Annotated in this window: 25 protein-coding genes; all 25 read left to right on the forward strand. The window is 42.3% G+C overall.

Features of this window, described 5'->3' with window-relative positions; all coding sequences use genetic code 11:
• Positions 1-14: 14 nt before the first annotated feature.
• The 25 genes from EDD70_RS14640 (at position 15) to EDD70_RS14750 (ending at position 19,433) form a co-directional block, all read left to right on the forward strand.
• Positions 15-431: a phage tail assembly protein gene (locus EDD70_RS14640; protein WP_092750505.1), complete on the forward strand. Its 417-nt coding sequence runs from the start codon at positions 15-17 to the stop codon at positions 429-431.
• A gap of 14 nt (positions 432-445) precedes the next feature.
• Complete coding sequence (locus tag EDD70_RS15250) at positions 446-577, forward strand: hypothetical protein (protein WP_278320575.1); 132 nt, start codon at positions 446-448, stop codon at positions 575-577.
• The gene (locus EDD70_RS14645) at positions 574-2,223 is read left to right on the forward strand and encodes a phage tail tape measure protein (RefSeq protein ID WP_092750507.1); all 1,650 of its coding nucleotides are present in this window, start codon (positions 574-576) and stop codon (positions 2,221-2,223) included. Before EDD70_RS15250 ends, EDD70_RS14645 begins: the two co-directional genes overlap by 4 nt.
• Positions 2,214-2,426: a tail protein X gene (locus EDD70_RS14650; protein WP_092750509.1), complete on the forward strand. Its 213-nt coding sequence runs from the start codon at positions 2,214-2,216 to the stop codon at positions 2,424-2,426. Before EDD70_RS14645 ends, EDD70_RS14650 begins: the two co-directional genes overlap by 10 nt.
• Before the next feature lie 4 nt (positions 2,427-2,430).
• A complete protein-coding gene (locus EDD70_RS14655) occupies positions 2,431-3,345 on the forward strand; it encodes a phage late control D family protein (RefSeq protein ID WP_092750511.1) in 915 nt (304 codons plus the stop codon).
• Between the two features lie 2 nt (positions 3,346-3,347).
• On the forward strand, positions 3,348-3,572 hold the full coding sequence (locus tag EDD70_RS14660) for a hypothetical protein (RefSeq protein ID WP_092750513.1): 225 nt from the start codon (positions 3,348-3,350) through the stop codon (positions 3,570-3,572).
• A 16-nt stretch (positions 3,573-3,588) separates the two neighbouring features.
• On the forward strand, positions 3,589-4,122 hold the full coding sequence (locus EDD70_RS14665) for a phage tail protein (RefSeq protein ID WP_092750515.1): 534 nt from the start codon (positions 3,589-3,591) through the stop codon (positions 4,120-4,122).
• Positions 4,123-4,431 (forward strand): GPW/gp25 family protein, encoded by a 309-nt coding sequence (locus EDD70_RS14670; RefSeq protein ID WP_123811071.1) that lies wholly within the window; start codon positions 4,123-4,125, stop codon positions 4,429-4,431.
• Positions 4,428-5,519, forward strand: a complete 1,092-nt coding sequence (locus tag EDD70_RS14675) for a baseplate J/gp47 family protein (RefSeq protein ID WP_092750519.1) — start codon at positions 4,428-4,430, stop codon at positions 5,517-5,519. Before EDD70_RS14670 ends, EDD70_RS14675 begins: the two co-directional genes overlap by 4 nt.
• Positions 5,519-6,175, forward strand: coding sequence for a phage tail protein I (locus tag EDD70_RS14680; protein ID WP_092750521.1), 657 nt, complete (start codon positions 5,519-5,521; stop codon positions 6,173-6,175). The genes EDD70_RS14675 and EDD70_RS14680 overlap by 1 nt, the downstream gene beginning before the upstream one ends.
• A 17-nt stretch (positions 6,176-6,192) precedes the next feature.
• On the forward strand, positions 6,193-7,038 hold the full coding sequence (locus EDD70_RS14685; RefSeq protein ID WP_092750523.1) for a phage tail protein: 846 nt from the start codon (positions 6,193-6,195) through the stop codon (positions 7,036-7,038).
• A gap of 8 nt (positions 7,039-7,046) precedes the next feature.
• Positions 7,047-7,823 carry a hypothetical protein gene (locus EDD70_RS14690; RefSeq protein WP_092750525.1) on the forward strand — a complete coding sequence of 259 codons (777 nt, stop codon included), beginning with the start codon at positions 7,047-7,049 and terminating at the stop codon, positions 7,821-7,823.
• A 13-nt stretch (positions 7,824-7,836) separates the two neighbouring features.
• Complete coding sequence (locus EDD70_RS14695) at positions 7,837-8,238, forward strand: hypothetical protein (protein ID WP_092750527.1); 402 nt, start codon at positions 7,837-7,839, stop codon at positions 8,236-8,238.
• Positions 8,235-8,360: a hypothetical protein gene (locus EDD70_RS15255; RefSeq protein WP_278320576.1), complete on the forward strand. Its 126-nt coding sequence runs from the start codon at positions 8,235-8,237 to the stop codon at positions 8,358-8,360. The genes EDD70_RS14695 and EDD70_RS15255 overlap by 4 nt, the downstream gene beginning before the upstream one ends.
• A 1-nt stretch (position 8,361) precedes the next feature.
• Entirely contained in the window at positions 8,362-8,610 is a 249-nt protein-coding gene (locus tag EDD70_RS14700; RefSeq protein ID WP_092750529.1) for a hypothetical protein, read from the forward strand.
• Entirely contained in the window at positions 8,603-8,941 is a 339-nt protein-coding gene (locus tag EDD70_RS14705; RefSeq protein WP_092750531.1) for a hypothetical protein, read from the forward strand. The genes EDD70_RS14700 and EDD70_RS14705 overlap by 8 nt, the downstream gene beginning before the upstream one ends.
• Positions 8,928-9,779 carry a GH25 family lysozyme gene (locus EDD70_RS14710; protein ID WP_092750533.1) on the forward strand — a complete coding sequence of 284 codons (852 nt, stop codon included), beginning with the start codon at positions 8,928-8,930 and terminating at the stop codon, positions 9,777-9,779. Before EDD70_RS14705 ends, EDD70_RS14710 begins: the two co-directional genes overlap by 14 nt.
• Before the next feature lie 187 nt (positions 9,780-9,966).
• On the forward strand, positions 9,967-10,464 hold the full coding sequence (locus tag EDD70_RS14715; RefSeq protein WP_092750535.1) for a GNAT family N-acetyltransferase: 498 nt from the start codon (positions 9,967-9,969) through the stop codon (positions 10,462-10,464).
• Between the two features lie 222 nt (positions 10,465-10,686).
• Complete coding sequence (locus EDD70_RS14720) at positions 10,687-13,725, forward strand: type I restriction endonuclease subunit R (RefSeq protein WP_092750537.1); 3,039 nt, start codon at positions 10,687-10,689, stop codon at positions 13,723-13,725.
• Positions 13,725-15,362, forward strand: coding sequence for an HsdM family class I SAM-dependent methyltransferase (locus EDD70_RS14725; RefSeq protein ID WP_092750539.1), 1,638 nt, complete (start codon positions 13,725-13,727; stop codon positions 15,360-15,362). Before EDD70_RS14720 ends, EDD70_RS14725 begins: the two co-directional genes overlap by 1 nt.
• Positions 15,355-16,785, forward strand: a complete 1,431-nt coding sequence (locus EDD70_RS14730) for a restriction endonuclease subunit S (protein WP_092750541.1) — start codon at positions 15,355-15,357, stop codon at positions 16,783-16,785. The genes EDD70_RS14725 and EDD70_RS14730 overlap by 8 nt, the downstream gene beginning before the upstream one ends.
• Entirely contained in the window at positions 16,775-17,359 is a 585-nt protein-coding gene (locus tag EDD70_RS14735; protein WP_162840748.1) for an ImmA/IrrE family metallo-endopeptidase, read from the forward strand. The genes EDD70_RS14730 and EDD70_RS14735 overlap by 11 nt, the downstream gene beginning before the upstream one ends.
• A gap of 63 nt (positions 17,360-17,422) precedes the next feature.
• Entirely contained in the window at positions 17,423-18,361 is a 939-nt protein-coding gene (locus EDD70_RS14740) for a DUF2971 domain-containing protein (RefSeq protein ID WP_092750545.1), read from the forward strand.
• A 125-nt stretch (positions 18,362-18,486) separates the two neighbouring features.
• Entirely contained in the window at positions 18,487-18,996 is a 510-nt protein-coding gene (locus tag EDD70_RS14745) for a hypothetical protein (protein WP_092750547.1), read from the forward strand.
• A 68-nt stretch (positions 18,997-19,064) separates the two neighbouring features.
• Positions 19,065-19,433, forward strand: a complete 369-nt coding sequence (locus tag EDD70_RS14750) for a DUF1801 domain-containing protein (RefSeq protein WP_092750549.1) — start codon at positions 19,065-19,067, stop codon at positions 19,431-19,433.
• The last annotated feature ends 157 nt before the right edge of the window (positions 19,434-19,590 follow it).

Below are 19,590 nucleotides of genomic sequence, written 5' to 3' on the forward strand. Positions count from 1 at the left end.
CGGAGGTATATGCAATGTTTGGAAACAGAACAAAAAACGAAGAATTCGATTTGGACGAGCCAATCGAAGTTGCAGAAGTTCGGGAAGAACCGCAGGAGCAGGAAAACATACTGGCACTGAAAAAGCCGTTAAAGGTAAACGGCGAAGAGCTGAAAGAGCTGCCTTTTGATTTTGAAGAACTGACGGCAAAAGATTTGCACAAAATCAGCAAGGACTTAAAAAACAGGGGCATTCCCGTGACGGTGCTTGCGTTGGATTATGAGTACCAGCTTTCCACATTTGCCGAGGCAGTCAAAAAGGTAAACAGAGATGTCACTATGAACGACATTCTGCGCCTATCCGCCCACGACGCAATGAAAGCGACGGGACTTGCGCGAAGTTTTTTACTCGCTGCGGATCCCGCCTCGGCGGAGCTGGGATCTGGCGAGTAGTAACAGAAATTACGATGATGACATCCACCTCCGCCACCGATGCACTATCTTTACCAATTTCCGATCTAATCGATTTTTATGAAACAATTGCTTTGGTGGTGGAGGATGTCAAAAAGCTACGTGAGGATGGGGGTGAGGAACGTTGAAAAAGAAAGAGCTGCGGGCATTGATTACTCTTGCAGGTAAGGTAGACCCATCTGTACAGGCGGCAATGCTCAAAGCTAGCAGCCTAAGCACGAAATGCAGTAACTCAATCAATAAAAATATGAGTAGTCTCGGCACAAGTATTAAAAACGGCGCAATTGGGCTGGCAAAAGGCGTGGGCAAGTCGTTGTTTGCGCTTTCGGCAGCAGCGGCGGTAGCGTTTACTGCAATGGGTGTACAAGGGTTAGGGTATGCTTCGGACTTGCAAGAGGTACAAAACGTTGTAGTAAAGACGTTCGGAACGAGTACCAATATTATTGATGACTTTGCCGCGACTTCGCTCAAAGCGTTTGGCGTGTCGGAACTGAATGCCAAAGAGTATTCGGGCACAATGGGTTCGATGCTGAAAAGTATGGGGCTTGCGGGCGATGAAGTGCTGATGATGTCGCAAAACTTAACCGCACTTTCGGGTGATATGGCATCGTTCCGCAATATGTCTACCGATGAGGCGTTTGAAAAGATTCGAGCAGGAATATCAGGGGAGACCGAACCGCTCAAACAGCTCGGCATCAATATGTCGGTTGCAAACCTACAGGCGTACGCACTGGCGAACGGCATTAAAACAAGCTATGGCGAAATGTCGCAGGCAGAACAAGCAATGATTCGGTACAACTATCTGCTGGATACAACAAAAGATATGCAAGGAGATTTTGCAAAAAATGCGGACACCTACGCCAACCAACTGCGTTTATTGCCCGAAAACTTAAAATCCGTATCGGGCGAAATTATGCAGGCGATGATACCCTCTTTAGAAAAAGGTATGAAAGAATTGAACGGATTTCTTACAGGGTTAGACACAAAAGCAATCGGCGTATTTGCAGGGGAACTTGGCAATATGGCGGTAGCCTTTCTGCCAATGGTCATGGATTTGCTGCCATCCTTCGGTAGTCTGCTTATGCTGATTGTTCCGCCTCTCATGGAAATAGGGCAGATGCTCATACCAATCATTGTAGAGCTTGTGGGTACGCTGATGACGGCATTGGAGCCGATTATTCCAATTTTTATGGATATTGTGAAAACAATACTGCCGCCGATAGCATTGCTGTTGCAGGCAATTATGCCGCTTATTTCCGGATTGGCAAGCCTGCTGGGCGGGGTGCTATCCGTCGCAATATCTCATTTGGTGGAATGGCTCACACCTGCGCTGGAGTTACTTAAGGGGATTGGCGATATTATAGGCAAGGTTGGAGGCGCGATTGGCGGATTCCTTAATGACAAAGTTGCGCCACTGTTTGGTGGCGGTGCGAGTAAATCGGCACAAGCTCAAACACAGAGCCTGCCTGCTTATGCACGGGGCGGCTTTGCAGATTCCCCCTCCATCTTTGGTGAGGCGGGGCTCGAGGCGGCAATCCCCATCAAGCGCGGAAGTGCCCGTAGTATTGGGTTGCTGCACCGCACGGCACAGCTGCTCGGCATGGGTGAACAGTACAACAATACGAACGATGAACGATATAACTTTACTTACGCACCCGTTATCCAAATGAGCGAGCCTGAAAAAATTGAGCCGATACTGAAAAGGCAAGCCCGCCAAATGCGAGATATGCTGGATGATTATTTTTCGCGTAAGGAGAGGATTTCATGGGGTTAAATGCATTGCAATATACCACACAGCAGGGCGATACCTTCGATATGCTTGCACTGGATGCCTACAACGATGAGGGGATGGCGGCGGTGATAATCAATGCAAACCCACTTTACGCGGGTGTTTTGGTGTTTGATGCGGGGGTGACCTTGACGATACCAATCGTGGAGGCAACCTCTGTACAGACGCTGCCGCCATGGAAGAGGTGAGTTTGTGGCACAAATGCTTTACAACAGTGTGGACATTACCGATGACATTGAAATTGCCCTGCTCAACGTAACCGAAGATTGCGGGGATACCCCCGATGCAATTGATATGCTTGTGAGCAATGCTGACAGCCAATGGTGCGCGTGGCAGCCCAAAAAAGGCGACACGTTGGAGGTGCGGCACGAAGGCTACAGCAGCGGGATTGTGACCATTGATGAATTGCAGCAGGATAGCGGACGAATTACGCTGAGTGCAATCAGCGCGCCTGCAAGCCGAAAAACGCGCCACAGTAAAAGTTGGGAGAACGTAACGCTGATTACCCTTGCAAGCGAAATTGCGGCAAAGTATGGGCTTACAGCGCAGTTTTACGGTGTTGAAACTTACAGCTACCGCAGGGTTGACCAGCTATCGCAGGGCGATTTTGTTTTTCTTGCCGAACGCTGTGCACTCGAGGGCTGCAAGATGAAAATAAGCGGGAACAAGCTTGTGGTGTACTCCGAACGTTTGATGGAAAAGGCTGCGCCCGTGAAAACAATCACCCCCGACCTGTTTTTTGACGAACCGAACTTCAAGAGCAATTCTGATGTGTACCGCAGTTGTGTTGTCAGCAGCGGCGGGATAGTGGGTATTTACGAAGACGCCAACGTAACAAGTGGTTCGCAGCTTACCGTAAGCCATTACGAGGTAAGCAGCCAAGGTGAGGCAGAACGGTTTGCCAAAAACCTGCTCAGAGATAGAAACAAACGGGAACAAGAGGGCAAGTTTACAACCGTGCTGGATACCGCCATAACCGCAGGGAACACCATTGCGGTTGCAGGCATGGGGCTTTCGGATGGGATATATTTTATTGAGAACGCACGACATTGCTTTGCCGAAGAGCTGAGCGATTTTCGTGTACGCAAGATATTTGAGAGGTACTGATTATGATAACAGAATGCAAAGTATCTACGGTGGAGGGCGAACTGTTTCGGTTGGATGTCGGCGGCAGTGTATCGATGCCGATTGGACGACTGCAAACCGCTTGCCACTGGGAGATTGATTTTGAAAGCAAGCAGGTAATAAAAAAGCCGCCCCAAGTAGGCGACCGTGTGCTTGCGTATTTTGACGGTGAGGGCTTTTCGCGCGGTGCCATCATTGGTTTGCTGTAGGAAGTGAGGTGACAGCATGGTTGCGAAGTTCGGCAGCAAAAACTTTACGGTGAGCCGCCAAAAAATCTATACATTTGACGGCTTTACTTTGAGCAGCAAGCTTGAAACCGACAAGCAAAACGCCACGGGCAAAAAACCAACAACCGCCATCAAGGGTGCGGGGCTTAACACAATAAAAATTACGCTGCTGTTGCACCGCGAGCTTGGTGTTCATCCGCGCAAAGAAATTGAGGACTGGGAGAAAATCAAAGATGCTGCGGTACCGAATGCCTTTATCCTCGGTGCGAACCCGATGGGGCTCAACAAGTACCTGGTTACCGACTGCAGCGCATCCAAAACGGTGATTGACGGCAATGGTGAAATCAACTCGGCAGAATTATCACTCACGTTTGAGGAATATCTGCCCGCGGGCAAACAGGTGAAATCCGCTGCAGCGGGTGCAAACGGCAACACCCGCGCGGCGGGGTTAACAGTGCAGAATGCATACAGTGTTGTGACACCCACACCGCAAGAAAAGTCGCAGTTAAAGCGTAAAAATGCAGGAATGTAGGTGATGTGGATGCTAATGACCGTAAAAAACGCTAATCGCGGAATCGACTGGGGGGCTGCGAGGAATGCCCGCATTGCGCAGAACGTGCTGAATCTTATCAATACCTATCGTTACGAAGTAGCATACAACCGTACATTGGGGATTGACCCTGCACTGATTGACCGCCCGAGCCCTGCAGCAATTGCACAACTAAAGGTTGATATTGCCGATTTGGTTGCACGGTATGAGCCGCGCGCAACGCTTAAAACCATACACTGTGCCGTAAACAGCAGCGGGAATATAGAAACCGAGGTGGTGATAGAGGTTTGATAGAATTTGTAAAGAACGACCCGCAGGAGATTTTTAAGGGTATGATAACGGCTGCCGAAAAAGCGGCAGGTGAAACATTGCTGCCGGGAGATGAGAGGTACATGTTTTTACAGCAAATGGTGCCTGTCATTGTCGGCGTACGCGCGGCAATCAATGACACGGGCAACCAAAACTTGCTGCGTTATGCCCGCGGTGAGGTGTTGGACGCTTATGGTGATGACCGTGACGTGCAGCGTCTGCCCGCCTCCAAGGCATCGGTTACACTGCGGTTCAGCATTGCCGTGGCATTGGGCTTTGATGTGACCATCCCCGCAGGCACACGTGTGACACCCGACGGTGTGCTGAATTTTACAGTCAACGAGCAGGCTGTAATTGCTGCGGGCGCAACCACTGTGGATGTTACCGCCACCGCCGAATACGCGGGTAAAAGGTACAACGGATTTTTGCCCGGTCAGATTGCCAACATTGTAGACCCCATCGTGCATGTAAGTACAGTCACCAACACCAATATCAGCAGCGGGGGCACAGATGTTGAGGACGACGACAGCTACCGCGAGCGCATACGCCTCAGCCTTGAGATGATACCCACGACGGGTTGTGCAGATGGATATATCGGCTGGGCAAAAACGGTATCGAGCAATATTGCGGATGTGGCTGTCTCCGCGGATACACAGGGCAATGTTTACCTGCATGTGCTCACAAAAGACGCCGCGCCGCCGTCCGATACGTTGCTCAAGCAGGTTGCGAATGTTGTGAGTGCGAAAAAGCGCAGACCGCTCACCGACCATGTGACGGTGCAGGGTGCGGTACCAAAAAGCTATAATATCACGCTTACATACTATATCAGCAAGGCAAACAGCGCCGAAGAAGTAAAAATTCAGAATCGCATCGAACGTGTTGCGGCAGCCTATAAGCAAGAAATGCAGTCGCATCTCGGAGGGTACATCAACCCCGATACACTGCGCGGCAATCTTTATACAGCGGGTGCTTACCGCATTGATATAACAGCCCCCGTGTTTACCGAGCTTGCAGAGAATGAGGTTGCTGTGTGCGAAAGTCTTACGCTCACTTATGGGGGGCTGCTGTGATGATGACGTTGGAAAACGTGTCGCTGTTGTCGCTGCAAACCTCGTATATGCGGCAAGACCCCACCACCGTTGCCCTTTGTGCCGCCTTGGATGAGCAGTTTCGGCAGCTGGGGGAGGACGTCAAGCGGGTGCTGATTTACGCGCGTATTGGGGCATTGGACGATGCGTTGCTGGATGAGCTTGCATGGAGCATGCACGTTGACGGATACGACGCAAAGGCGGGCATAGACGAAAAGCGCAGAATGATTAAAAGCAGCTTGCGCATCCACCGTTACAAAGGTACGGTTTACGCCGTCGAGCAGGTTGTTGCCGACGTGTTCGGCGAAGATGCCGAGGTGTTGGAATGGTTTGACTATGAGGGCAAGCCGTATCATTTTAAGGTGAACGTTTACTGTAAAGAGCACGGCGCCAGTGCGGCAGATATCCTGCGGGCAGAACGGCTGATACTGGCAAGCAAAAACTTACGCTCGGTGTTGGAGCGCATCGTGTTGATTCTTTTCAGCAAAGGTACATTGCAGGTAAACAGCGCGGCAATTATCAGCGAAGTAACAATGATTTTACCCCTGCCGCAGTTCGGGGGCGGTGCGGTGTTCTGCGGCGGTGTAATCTCAAGCGAGCTTGTACAGATTGAGCCGCTGCAAACCGCAGACAAATAGATTGGAGGTAGTAACAGATGGAGAAATTCGGCACAATTTTGACGAGTGCGGGGTTGGAGGCAATCACCGCCTGTATGGTTGCAGGCACCAAGCTGAACATCACGCACCTGGCGGTGGGGGATAGTAACGGTGCTTATTACGACCCCACCGAGGCACAAACAGCTTTGCGCCGTGAAAAATGGCGCGGTACAGCCGTTGTAAGTGCGGTAACGGGTAACGCACGCCGTATTGTTATAACAGCCGTCATACCGTCCACTGTCGGCGGGTTTGATATCCGCGAGGCGGGGGTGTTTGATGATCGCGGCAGGTTGATTGCAGTGACCAAGTACGCACTCACCGAAAAGCCCGACCCGAGTAGCGGTGCGGCAAAAGATTCACACATACAGCTTGTTGTGGACGTTGTGAACGCAGGTTCAGTATCCATTACGGTTGACCCCTCGGCAGCATTTGTGTTGCAGCGAGAGTTCAAACAGCACACCGATGCAAAAGATGTCCATGTTACGCAGGATGAAAAGCAGCGGTGGGATAGAAAAGCCGATGGCAACCACAACCACAATACGCAGTATGCGGGTATCAATCATAGCCACACTGCCCAAGATGTAGGCGCTGCCCCGGCAAACCACAACCACGACGGACGGTACGCCACTGCTGCCCAAGGCACTAACGCGGATAATGCACTTGCAAGGGCAAATGCGTCGTTACCTGTTGCAGGCGGAGATATGACAGGCGCATTGAGAGTAACCCCCACCACATGGAACGACTGGTCGCAAGTGCGCAACATCAGCGTTCGCCCAAAAGGTGCAGCTTACCCGGGCAGCGGTGAGGGGGCAGCAAACGGCAGCTTCGTATTTTTCTATAAGTAGGTGATAGTATGGCAGATTCAGGCGGGGTACTCGTCGGCGGTGTGTGGCATGAGGGTGACAAGATAGGGTATAAAACCCATGACGGTATTTGGCACGAGATTGATAATGGATTCTATAAAGGCTTTGACGGCGTTTGGCGTGAATGCTATTCGAGTGGCATACCGTTAAATACTTTACCCATTGGCTCATATATTAACGTAGTAGAACCTGTGGCTGGTATAAGAAGATACATTGTATTAAAGCATAATTACGAAAACACAGGTAGAACCTTAATACTTAGAGAACGTTTATGTCAAAGGAAGGAAAAGTATTCGATTATTGGAGGAGGTTACCAAAATAGTGAACTTGCAAAACGATTAGCCGTGGGCGGAAGTACATATAATGAGCTATTTGCTAGAAGTAATATAGAACCATACTTGCAGACAATTAATGTCCCCATAGTGCATTCGTCAACTATACTTCCACCGTACTCTGCTGTAGCGTTTGTATTATCTGAAACTGAATATGGTGGTCCTCAAAAAACAGGCGAGGGCTCTCCAATAGCTAATTTTATTTCCAGTGATTCTCGCAGAGTACTAGATAATGAAGGCAAATATCGTGAATGGCATCATACACGTACTGAGTTTTCGTCTTTTGGTGGTAGTGTTACGGCAATAACTGACAATGGTAACTTTCAAAATGTTGGCAAGGAAGATAGCAGCTATTGCAGACCAGCCACTACTTTACCTTCAACACTAAATTTGAACCCGCTAATAAATTCAAATGAAGCATATGATATCTTATAAGGGAGTGAAACAAATGCTTATTGTAAATGGTAAAAATATTGATACAGCTCAAATTGTTGGCGGTACAAGGTTAATTGGTGGAGCACATCGCGAGTGTATTGAAATTGCGGTGCTTAATAAAACCTACGAAGAAATCAAAGCGCTGTTTGTTGACGGGGTACATATGATTCTTCGTGAACCACAAGCGCAGTACAACCCACAAACAGGCGCACCCTTACTTGATGATGCAGGACAACCGGTAACAAAGCTTGTAGACTACGACAAAGCGGAATATTGCGTTGCGGGTGACATCATCGACAAACGCGACGGCACCTTTGCGGTGTATATGGGCACCAAAACCGATGCGGAAAAAGAACGCGAACAAAAAGAGCAGGTTATGCTTGAATTGCTTGCCGAAAGGGGTGCGATTGTATGAGCACTGTGGAAATGCTTGTCTATCTCATCCGGCGGGGCAAAATAACCATCGAGCGCGTAGCGGAGCAGTACAAGCCTGAGGTCAGTGAGATTTTGCAGTCAACTGCAAATACGGAGGGGTAGCATGTCAACTGAGGTTATCATTGCTCTTTTTTCGTTGGCGGGTACGCTGCTCGGTACATTCGGCGGTATTATTGCCGCCAACAAGCTCACGAATTATCGTATCGGGCAGCTTGAACAAAAGGTGGACAAACACAACAGCGTGATTGACCGCACTTACAAACTCGAGAAAGACGTAGGCTTGATATTAGAAAAGATTACTGTGGCAAACAACAGAATCGACGATTTGGAGGAGGTAAAACATAATGGATAAAGCAATCGTAATTTTGCAAACAATCGCAATGGTGGTGCTCGGCGCTGCTGCCGTGTACTACAACACCAACGCCAAGCTCAAAGCAAAAACCACTGCGCTTATCGCGCAGGCAGAAGATACATACAAAGATGTAACCAAAGCAGGCGGGGGTAAGCGCAGTTGGGTAGTGGACAGGCTCTATGCGCTGATACCAAACCCTTTGCGCGTGATTATCACCCGTGATATGGTGGAGACTATTGTGCAAAACACCTTTGACGAGGTAACCAAATACGCCAAGCTGCAGCTTGATAAAGCGTTCGCAGGGGAGGGCAGCACACATGGCACAGATTAATGTGATTGATATCAGTGAGCATCAGTCTCGCCGCGGCAGGATTGATTATTATAAGGTCAAAGCAAGCGGTGTGGTAGGTGTGATGATACGCATCGGCTGGGCGGGTTACGAGGGCGGGCTCGATGTGGATGAGAGCCTGCACTATAACATTACCGGTGCCAATGCCGCGGGTTTAGGCGTGGGGCTCTACGTTTACACCTATGCAACCAGTACCGCTGCTGCCAAACGTGCAGCGCAGGAGGCTGTTGCCATCGCCAACAAATACAAGGGCATGATTACATACCCCATCGTGTACGATGTAGAGGAGACAAAACTGCCCTGCCTCACCAACCTCGGCAGAGCCAAACTGACCGATACCGTGGTTGCCTTTTGCGACGAGGTGCAGCGGCAGGGTTACTATGCAATGTGGTATACTTACACTGCTTTTGTGCGGCAGTACCTTGATTTACCAAGGCTTGCACCCTATGATTTATGGGTTGCCGATTACCGCAGCAAAGCACTGCTTGATGCACAAATTGGGCGCAGCTACGGCATGTGGCAGTACATCGGCGGCGAGGGCAGCTGCCCGGGTGTTACCGGCCCGTGTGACCGCAACTATGCCTACAAAGATTACCCGGCAATCATCAAGGCGGCAGGGCTCAACGGTTTTAGCAAAGCAGTGACACCACCCACCAAGCCCGCCGAAACACAGACGGACGAACTGGCGCGCATCTGCGCCGAGCTCACCGCAAGCAAAGAGTACACCGCACATCTTAAAAAGCGGGTGGATGCCATCATCGCCGAGCGCGACACGTACAAAAACAGATGCGAACGGGCAGTACAGTTGTTAACTGAATAGTACAATAAGAAAGCCAAGATGTGCAGAAAATGAACTGCATATCCCGGCTTTTTTGTTTTGTGTAGAACTTTGTTGTATAATGTTGGTGAAACTGCTATTGAGAGTAAATATGGAAAATGGTATAGTAATTATTGTACCCCAGTCTAATGTAAAGTGTACAGAGAATAATTATTTAGAGGAGTAGAAAATGGAAATCCAAAAGACCAAACTGAAAGATTTAGATACCGTAATGGAGATTTACAACGAAGCACGCCAGTTTATGAAAGACAATGGAAATCCATTTCAATGGGGAGATAACCATCCTTCACGCGAGTTGATTAATTGTGATATTGAAAAGGGCATAAGTTATGTATGCATAGATTCTGGGGAGATTGTTGGGGTATTCTGTTTGCTAACTGTTGCAGAACCCACCTACGAGAAAATTTATAACGGCTCATGGCTTAATGATAAGCCGTATGTAACGATTCATCGGTTGGCGGCAATCGGCGGCCGCGGCATTGCTACCTTTTGCATTAATTGGTGTATACGCAATTTTGGCAATGTTCGTGCGGATACCCATAAAGATAATATTCCGATGCAAAAAGTTTTTTCCAAAACAGGATTTAAGCAATGCGGAACGATTTACTTAGCTGACGGTACGGAGCGCATTGCATATCAAAATAATATGGCTAATAAAGAAGCGTAGTGCCAGTACGATAAGAGCATTAAGAATTTAACATCACCCAATTGGTGTATTGTTTATACAAGTCACGTGGAGTATGCCGTGGGACTAAAAAGATCAAATAAAGGGTAAGCAACTTCTATACAGTTTTAACAAGCAAGGTAAATATATTAGATGAAGTTTTTATATGTTTATGGCGGCGGTTTGAAAATACAAAATAGATTTTAGAAAGTTAAGGTGATTGCTTTGCCACATAACGAAGATACACGTGTAAAAATTCCAGCTCTTGTGCATTTTACACGCCTTGGATATCAATATATTTCTCTTAAAAAGGGAGAACATATTATTGATGAGGATACCAATATCTTCGTCGATGTGCTTTGCAGTGCGATTAATCGTATCAACAACACAGAACTAACTGTGGCAGATACCACAAAAATTGTTAATGAGCTAAAAATACAACTTGCCGGAGACGATTTGGGCAAGGCTTTCTATAATATACTATTAAAGGGACACAATGGGCTGAAGTTGATTGATTTTGATACAGCAAACGGTGTGGAGAATACGTACCAAATAGTAACTGAATTTACTTGTAAAAATGGAAGTGATGAATTTCGTCCTGATATCACCGTGTTGATAAACGGCTTAACTCTTGGATTTATTGAAGTTAAGAAGCCAAATAACAAAGATGGCATACAGGCTGAATATCATCGTATGCGCATACGTGTTAAAAATAAGAAATTCAGACGGTTCATAAACATGATGCAACTAATGGTCTTCTCAAACAACAGTGAATATGACGACACTGAAGTAATTCCGCTTGAGGGTGCATTCTATGCTACAACATCTTATGAAAAGCTATTCTTCAGTCACTTTCGTGAAGAAGACGAGTCGATATTTGAAAGAATAAAGACTATAGATACAGAAAAAGAAATTGAGATTTTAAAAGATAACAATTATGTATCTATTAAAACTACAGCTGAATACAAAACTAATTTAAGTCCTACATCTCCTACAAATAGAATTCTTACATCACTATTTTCTAAAAATAGATTGATGATGATTTTGAAATATGCTATAGCCTATGTAGAGCGCACTAACGATAACGGTGTAACTTCATTGGAAAAGCATATTATGAGATACCCTCAACTTTTCGCTACAAAAGCCATTGAGAAAAAGTTAAATAGCGGAGTAAAAAACGGAATTATCTGGCACACTCAAGGTAGCGGCAAGACTGCACTAGCTTATTATAATGTGCGTTACCTTAAAGATTATTACCAAAAACAAAGCATTATAGCTAAGTTTTATTTTGTGGTTGACCGCCTTGACCTTGCAACACAAGCGGCAGACGAATTCCGTTCACGTGGCTTGTTAGTAGAAGAAATCAGTAGCAAAGAAGATTTTGTAAAGAATATGGGCACAGTCACAGCAGGTCATAACACCGGAAAAGACGCTATTACTGTTGTAAATATTCAAAAGTTTTCTGCGGATTCTGTAGCACAAAAATCTGATTATAATGTAAACGTTCAGCGTGTCTACTTTATGGATGAAGCCCACCGAAGCTATAATCCTATCGGTAGTTTTTTATCAAATCTAATTAATTCTGATAGAAACGCTGTAATGATAGCACTCACTGGCACACCACTTATTGGCACAATTTATGATAAAGAGGGTAAACCAATAGGGGGTAAAACTTACGATTCTAAGGCTATTTTTGGTAACTATATACACAAATACTATTACAACCAATCTATTGCAGATGGATACACTCTCAAGTTGATTCGTGAGGGTATCTCAACAACATACCGTCAAAAGTTACAATCCGCTCTTGATGAAATTGAAACAATCAAGGGCTCTTTGCCACGCAAAGATTTATATGCACACCCGAAATATGTAAAGGCACTGGTAGAATATATCGTATCCGATTTTGAAAAGAGCAGGCTTGCCATGGGAGATGAAACAATAGGTGGCATGATTGTCTGTGACTCATCAGAGCAAGCACAGGAAGTCTACAAAGAGATGCAAAAAACAATTTTTTCTTCTGCCTTAATCCTTTGCGATGAAGACGACCAAGAAATAAGGAAAGATAAAAGAAATAGCTTTAAAAAAGGTGGTATTGACTTTTTAATCGTTTTCAATATGCTATTAACAGGTTTTGATGCACCAAGACTTAAAAAGCTTTATCTTGGACGAGTCATCAGAAATCATTCTCTGTTGCAGGCATTAACCCGTGTCAATCGTCCATATAAAAAGCATCACCATGGTTATGTAGTCGATTTTGCTGATATACGAGCAGAGTTTGATAAGACGAATAAAGCCTATTTTGACGAGCTGCAAAATGAACTTGGTGATGCCTTTAAACAGTATGATAGTATCTTTAAAACTCCTGAGGAAATTGAAAGTGATTTAAAACTCATTGCCGAAAAGCTTTTTTCGTTTGATACTCAAAATGCTGAGATTTTTTCACAGCAGGTATCGCAAATTGACGACAAGGCAGAACTGTTAGAGCTTCGCCATGCACTGGAACTTTACAAAGAGCTGTTTAACATAGCAAAGCTGTTCGGCTACAATGAACTTGCGGACAAGTTTGACCTTAATAAAATTTCTTCATTATACACTGAGGTAGTAAACCGAATAAATATAATTAACACTAAGAAGGCACTGGAAAATGCCGATGATATGACAGCAATTCTTAATCTTGCTATGGAAGAAATTGATTTTAATTTCAAAAAAGTCTCTGAACATGAGTTGGTCATTGCAGATAGCTATCGGGATATTTTGGTGCGTACACAAAAAGAAATGCAAAGAAGCCTTGATCCCAAAGATCCAGAATATGTAACGCTGTTGGAAGAGCTGCAAAGGCTACTTAAAAAGAAAAATATTGAAGAACTGACTGCCGATGAGATGAAAACACAGATGCAAGAACTTGAACGTATACGTAAGGCAGCAGAAAAACGCAATCAAGCAGATGCCCGCCTTGCCCATAAATATGAAGATGATTCAAAATTCATGCGTACTCATAAGCGGATTGCTGAAGCACCTCCACCTATTGCATCGGATTTGGTACTCCACGATGTATTGATTAACCTCAAACATCAAATAGACGATAGCTTAATTTCAAACGAGCATGTGATTGATAATGAAGCTTATTTTATGCAAAGCCTGTTTCCATTTATTAAGCAGGAACTAACAAGCAAAAAGATACGTCCAACAGTTAATCAAATTAAGTTTGTTGGGCAGTGCATAGCAAATGAATATATTACCGAAAGGAACTACGCAAGCTAATGAATATACAAGATATCCAAACACAAACCAAAGCCATGATTGATGACTTGAAAGCGGTCTGTACCAATTTTGGCCTTGGTAATGCCAGCAGTGAATATAAAATTATTACAGAGGTGTTTTTATATAAATTCTTAAATGATAAGTTTATTGCAGAAGCAAGACAATCAATTCCTGAATTTAAAGAACTTGACTCATCTGAAATAGAAGAAAAGCTGATCAAAATGTCAGATGATGATTATGAGTTGTTTCTGGTAGGTGTTAATCCAGATACTGCAAAACTTAAGCGGGAGCATTTTATTCCATATCTTTATAACCGCCAAAACGAAGATGATTTTCACAAGTTGGTTGATGATACACTGGTGGATATCGCAAATACGAATATAGCTATCTTCTCGGTACAGACCGGAGGACAGTCAAAAATTCGTTTGTTTGACCCTATTTCTCAACATGTAATTGAACAAGAAAAAAAAGATAATTTCTGCCGTGCGTTGGTCGATAAAATTGCAAAATGTAGCTTTGACCATGTGTTTGGGCAAAAATACGACTTTTTTGCAACTGTTTTTGAATATCTAATAAAAGACTATAATAAGGACTTTGGTAAGTATGCCGAGTACTATACACCACATTCTATCGCAAGTATCATTGCAAAAATTATGGTTCCAAATGGCGATAAAAACGTGACGGTATATGACCCTGCGGCAGGTTCTGGAACTCTTGTACTTGCCCTTGCTCACGAAATAGGTGAGAAAAACTGCATGATTTATACGCAGGATATTTCCCAAAAATCTAATGAGTTTTTGAGACTTAACTTAATTTTGAATAACCTTGTTCTTTCTCTACCCAATATTGTCCACGAGGATACTCTTATCAATCCTCGTCACTTGAACAAAGAGAAAAATGATTTGATGAGATTCAACTATATTGTGAGCAATCCACCTTTTAAAGTTGATTTTTCCGATAATAGAAATACACTTGCAGGTGAAAAATACAAAAAGCGTTTCTTTGCTGGTGTGCCGAACGTTCCAAATAAAGACAAGAGCAAAATGGAAATATACCTAATGTTTTTACAGCACATCATCTATTCGTTGGATGATAAAGGCAAGGCGGCAGTAGTTGTGCCCACAGGCTTTTTAACCGCAGCATCGGGTATACCAAAGAAAATCCGTGAACATCTGGTAGCAAAGAAAATGTTACGAGGTGTGGTTTCCATGCCATCAAATATTTTTGCGACAACCGGTACCAATGTTTCCATTTTGTTTATAGACAAGGCAAACAAAGGCAAAGATGTGGTACTGATGGATGCTTCAAAGATGGGTACAAAGGTAAAAGAGGACGGTAAAAACCAAAAAACCGTTCTATCTCCTGAAGAAATTAACAAAATTATTGATACCTTTAATGAAGCAAAAGTTGAAGATGACTTCTGCGTTGTGGTAAGCCTTGATGATATTAAAAACAAAAAATACTCATTTAGTGCGGGACAGTATTTTGAAGTAAAGATTGAGTATGTGGAAATGACACAGGATGAGTTTGAGCAGAAAATAACAGATTTCACCACAACACTGGACAGTCTGTTTGCTGAGGGCAGAGAGCTGGAAAGCGAGATAAAAAAGCAACTAGGACGTGTGAAATATGAGTAAAATAAACAAGTATTCTTTTTCTGATTTATACGAAATGAGTTCAGGAATTTCCACATCTAAGGAACAAGCAGGACATGGATATCCTTTTGTTTCTTTTGGAACAGTCTTCAATAATTATTTTCTGCCAGAAACAATTACTGATTTAATGAACACTTCTGATAAAGAACAAAATACTTATTCAATAAAAAAGGATGATATTTTAATTACCCGTACAAGTGAAACTATTGACGAATTGGCTATGAGTTGTGTTGCATTGAAGGATTATCCCCAAACAACTTATAGCGGATTTACTAAGCGATTACGCCCTAAATCCGGAACAACAAACATATGTTATTCCAAATATTTAGCTTTCTATTTAAGAGGGTATTTGTTTAGAAACGCTGTTACAAATAATGCCTTTATGACTTTAAGAGCAAGTTTTAATGAAGACATATTCTCTTTTTTGAATTTGTATTTACCAGAATATAAGCAACAAACTAGAATTGGGAATTTGCTATATAGTATAGAGCAAAAAATCCAACTTAACAAAAAAATTAATGCGAAATTGGAAGACATGGCTAAAACTATCTATGATTATTGGTTTGTGCAGTTCGATTTTCCAAATGCCCAGGGCAAACCATACCGCCATAGTGGCGGTAAAATGGAATATAATGAAACTCTCAAAAGAGAGATACCTAAGGGGTGGAAAGTAGAAAATTTATTTAGTAATTCGCTTGCAAGTGTTATCAAACCAGGAGTTAATCTCTTCAAAAAGAAAATTTATTTAGCTACTGCAGATGTAAACAATACTGCTATTGGTACTGGAAATTTAATAAACTACGTAACAAGAGAAAGCAGAGCAAATATGCAACCGACTGTAAATTCGGTTTGGTTTGCTAAAATGAAAAATAGTGTTAAACATCTATTTTTAAATAAAGATATGGAATATTTAATAAATAATTCAATATTATCCACAGGCTTTTGTGGATTACAGTGTGAAGAAAACACATTCGAATATGTGGCTTCATTTATTTCAAATAGTAGCTTTGAAATTCGAAAAGATACATTGGCTCATGGTGCAACCCAAGAGGCTGTAAACAATAGTGATTTAATGCAAATATCAATTATTACACCACCTCTATCAGTTATTGAAAATTATCACAGTAAAACAAAAGCATTTTATTCACGTATTAGTAGATGCATTCAAGAAAGCCTCGAGCTAACTCGTCTCCGTGACTGGTTGCTTCCAATGCTCATGAATGGACAAGCTACGGTTGTAGATAGTGATGAATCATTGAAAAATTCACCTTCAGAAGAAAAGATTATTAATTTTGATAACCGCTTTGAACTATGGTTAAAAAATCAAGGTCTTGCTGCCCGTGGCAATATTGACAGAGAGACCTTGAGAGAAATTTTTGATGCGATGGATGACGATGACAAATAACCAAATAGAGCAAAAGGCAAATGAAGTATTGGCTGCATATCTCAAAAAAGGTGGAAGCCACAAAATCTTTGCTGAGATCATGCAGGATGAGGGTATTAAATATAGGGAAGTGCTATCGGAAAATCAAAACTTTGCAGGCGCATTAACAAAAGGAAATAGTGGTCAAGTCTATGTTATGGTTAATAAAAGCATAGAGAATGCCGGAAGAAAGAATTTTACTATTGCCCACGAGTTGGGACATTATTTTCTTGGTCATCAGCTAAAAACAAACTATTTCTTCTGTTTAGACAGCCAAATAAGCGAAGAAAGCATTGCGACAAATGATATCGAGCATGAGGCAAACTATTTTGCATCTTGTTTTCTTATGCCGGAAGATAAAGTTAGAAAAGCTTTTTTTAGCATGCTCAAAAACTCTCGTAAAGCAAAAATAAAAGACTTTCTTCATGTTAAAAATGATTACACTTTTAGCATTTGGTGCGGTATACGTGGCGACTTGATGAAACGCTACGGCGTTTCTGAAGCAGCACTTAGATATCGATTAAAGCAACTTGGTTTGGCACGATTTAATTTTTAAAATAAAGCATCTCTTAAAAAAACAGAATATCAAAAAAATGTTAAAAATGAATGGAGGTAAATAATGATGGCTTTGGATACTTCTGCACCGCAACGATATTTTTTAACAGACCCACAACATACATATAGCGGTTGCCTTTATAAATATATGTCGAATTTAGAGTACATAAAAACAGCGATAAAAGATAAAACAATCTTCTTAAGTCATCCTTCTTCATTTAATGACCCTTTTGATGGTGGATTTATGATGACAGAAAAAGCATTGAGAAAGTTTAGTTGTAAACCAAGTTTAATTTATCAGTTTATAGCACAAAACCTAAATACAACCGAAAAAACAAAGTTGGAGCATTTAATTTCTCACGGAGATTTTTTAAGAAAAATAGAAGAAATAATTAGTGTAATATCGGAAAAAGAAAGGTTTAATCCAATATTAACATTACTTTATATGTTATTTCGAGCAGATGAGTTTCTTAAGACAAGAGTTCAGTCTCCCACTGTTAAATACGATTCGAGACTTAAAATATTCTGCTTTAGCCAAACAGGAAAATCTTTTCCAATGTGGGCACATTATGCCAATAATCATCAAGGTGTATGTTTGGAATACGATGCAAAAAACGTACAGTTGTCAAAAGATTGTGATGTTCCTATTGAGGCTCTTACGGTTGTTAGGTATTCTGATAATTATGTCACAGATGACATTGAAGATAATATGCGATGTTTTTATAAAAGTGATCAGTGGGCTTATGAAAAAGAAGTACGCATTGTTTGCCAAATGGAGGGCAATGTGTTGAAATTTCCTTATTTATGTAATGTTATATTAGGGGTGAATATGCCTCAAAAGATGAAAGATGAACTTGCAGGTTTTTGTTTAGATAATGGTGTAGATGTTTGGTGTGCTGAAGTTGACAATAATGGAACATATGATTTGTCAATTTGTCAGCATGGTGATATATATAAAAAATATATGGAAAGAAAATTATCCTACCCATTATGGAAAAATTGATTTTTATATATGAGAAAACTTCTTAGTCTGGGGTAACTAATTCCCTATAATGTTTATGAAGACAAACTTTAATTCATAGATAATGAGCAAATTTGACTCGATAAGCGGTGAAATTGGGTGCTATCATGAATAAAATAGAAAAAATATTAAATGGACTTTGCATATGTATATTAGTGTTCTTTTTCATACCATCAATTGCAATAAAACATTATGCAAAGCTTGGTAATGAATTTGCACGGCATATGTCTTTTTGGAGTATTAATTTATTATTGGTATTGTTTATTTTGAGTACTGTTTACGATTGGATGATACATAAAGAAATATATATCAACGGGCTTAGAGGAAAAGGCATTGTTACAAGCTGTGAAGCTCACTATGGGCGTAGAATAATTCCTAGATATTATCCTGTAGTAACGTTTTATATTTATGATAAAATTTATGTGCTTAAGCTTATAGGTAGTTTTTATGAACCGCCTGCTAAAGTTGATAGTGAAATAGAAATTATTTACTTTGATAAATACCCCGAAAAATTAATAACAATAAATGCAAATTTTAAATTTATTTATATTAGAAGATTAGTATTGTTTAGTATAGCTTTGATATTTGATTTTGTTTATAAATTCGTATATTTATAAACATGATAACTAACCCTAAAGAAGAGTTAAGAGCTTATTCGGAGATAGATGGAGAAAAGGGTGAAAGTATGGCAAATAATAAACTGGTAGATGAATATATCAACAGTAAAGAAAGCCCTCAAAGAGATTGGCTATTGCTGTTTATCGATTATATGCGAACAAATTATCCGCAAATAGAAGAAACGATATCATACCAAATGCCTACCTATATTTTGGAAAAAGGAAAGAACAGAAATTATATCGCATTTGGCACCCCAAACACCCATTTTACGCTTCACACAATGGATTTCGATTACATTCAAAAATTCCATGAGCAATACCCGTCTTCTGGTAAAGGCAAGGGGTGCGTTAATGTAGATTATAGTGATGGTGATATGCATAAAGAGTTGTTGCATTCCATAGATGAAATCATTAAGCGCCATTTTAACAGGCAGTAAGTGTAACTACTCATTATCAGTCTTCATCATGTCAAAGTAGTATCTAACCCGCATACTCTTCCGCCAAAGATTGTCTTGAGGACCTTCAAGTTTATTTTGTACCCGAAGATCAAACCATCGTTGACAATTGCAACAGCATCAAAGCAAAAAGCGCTGA

It is taken from the genome of Hydrogenoanaerobacterium saccharovorans, from assembly GCF_003814745.1.
GTDB lineage: Bacteria > Bacillota > Clostridia > Oscillospirales > Ruminococcaceae > Hydrogenoanaerobacterium > Hydrogenoanaerobacterium saccharovorans.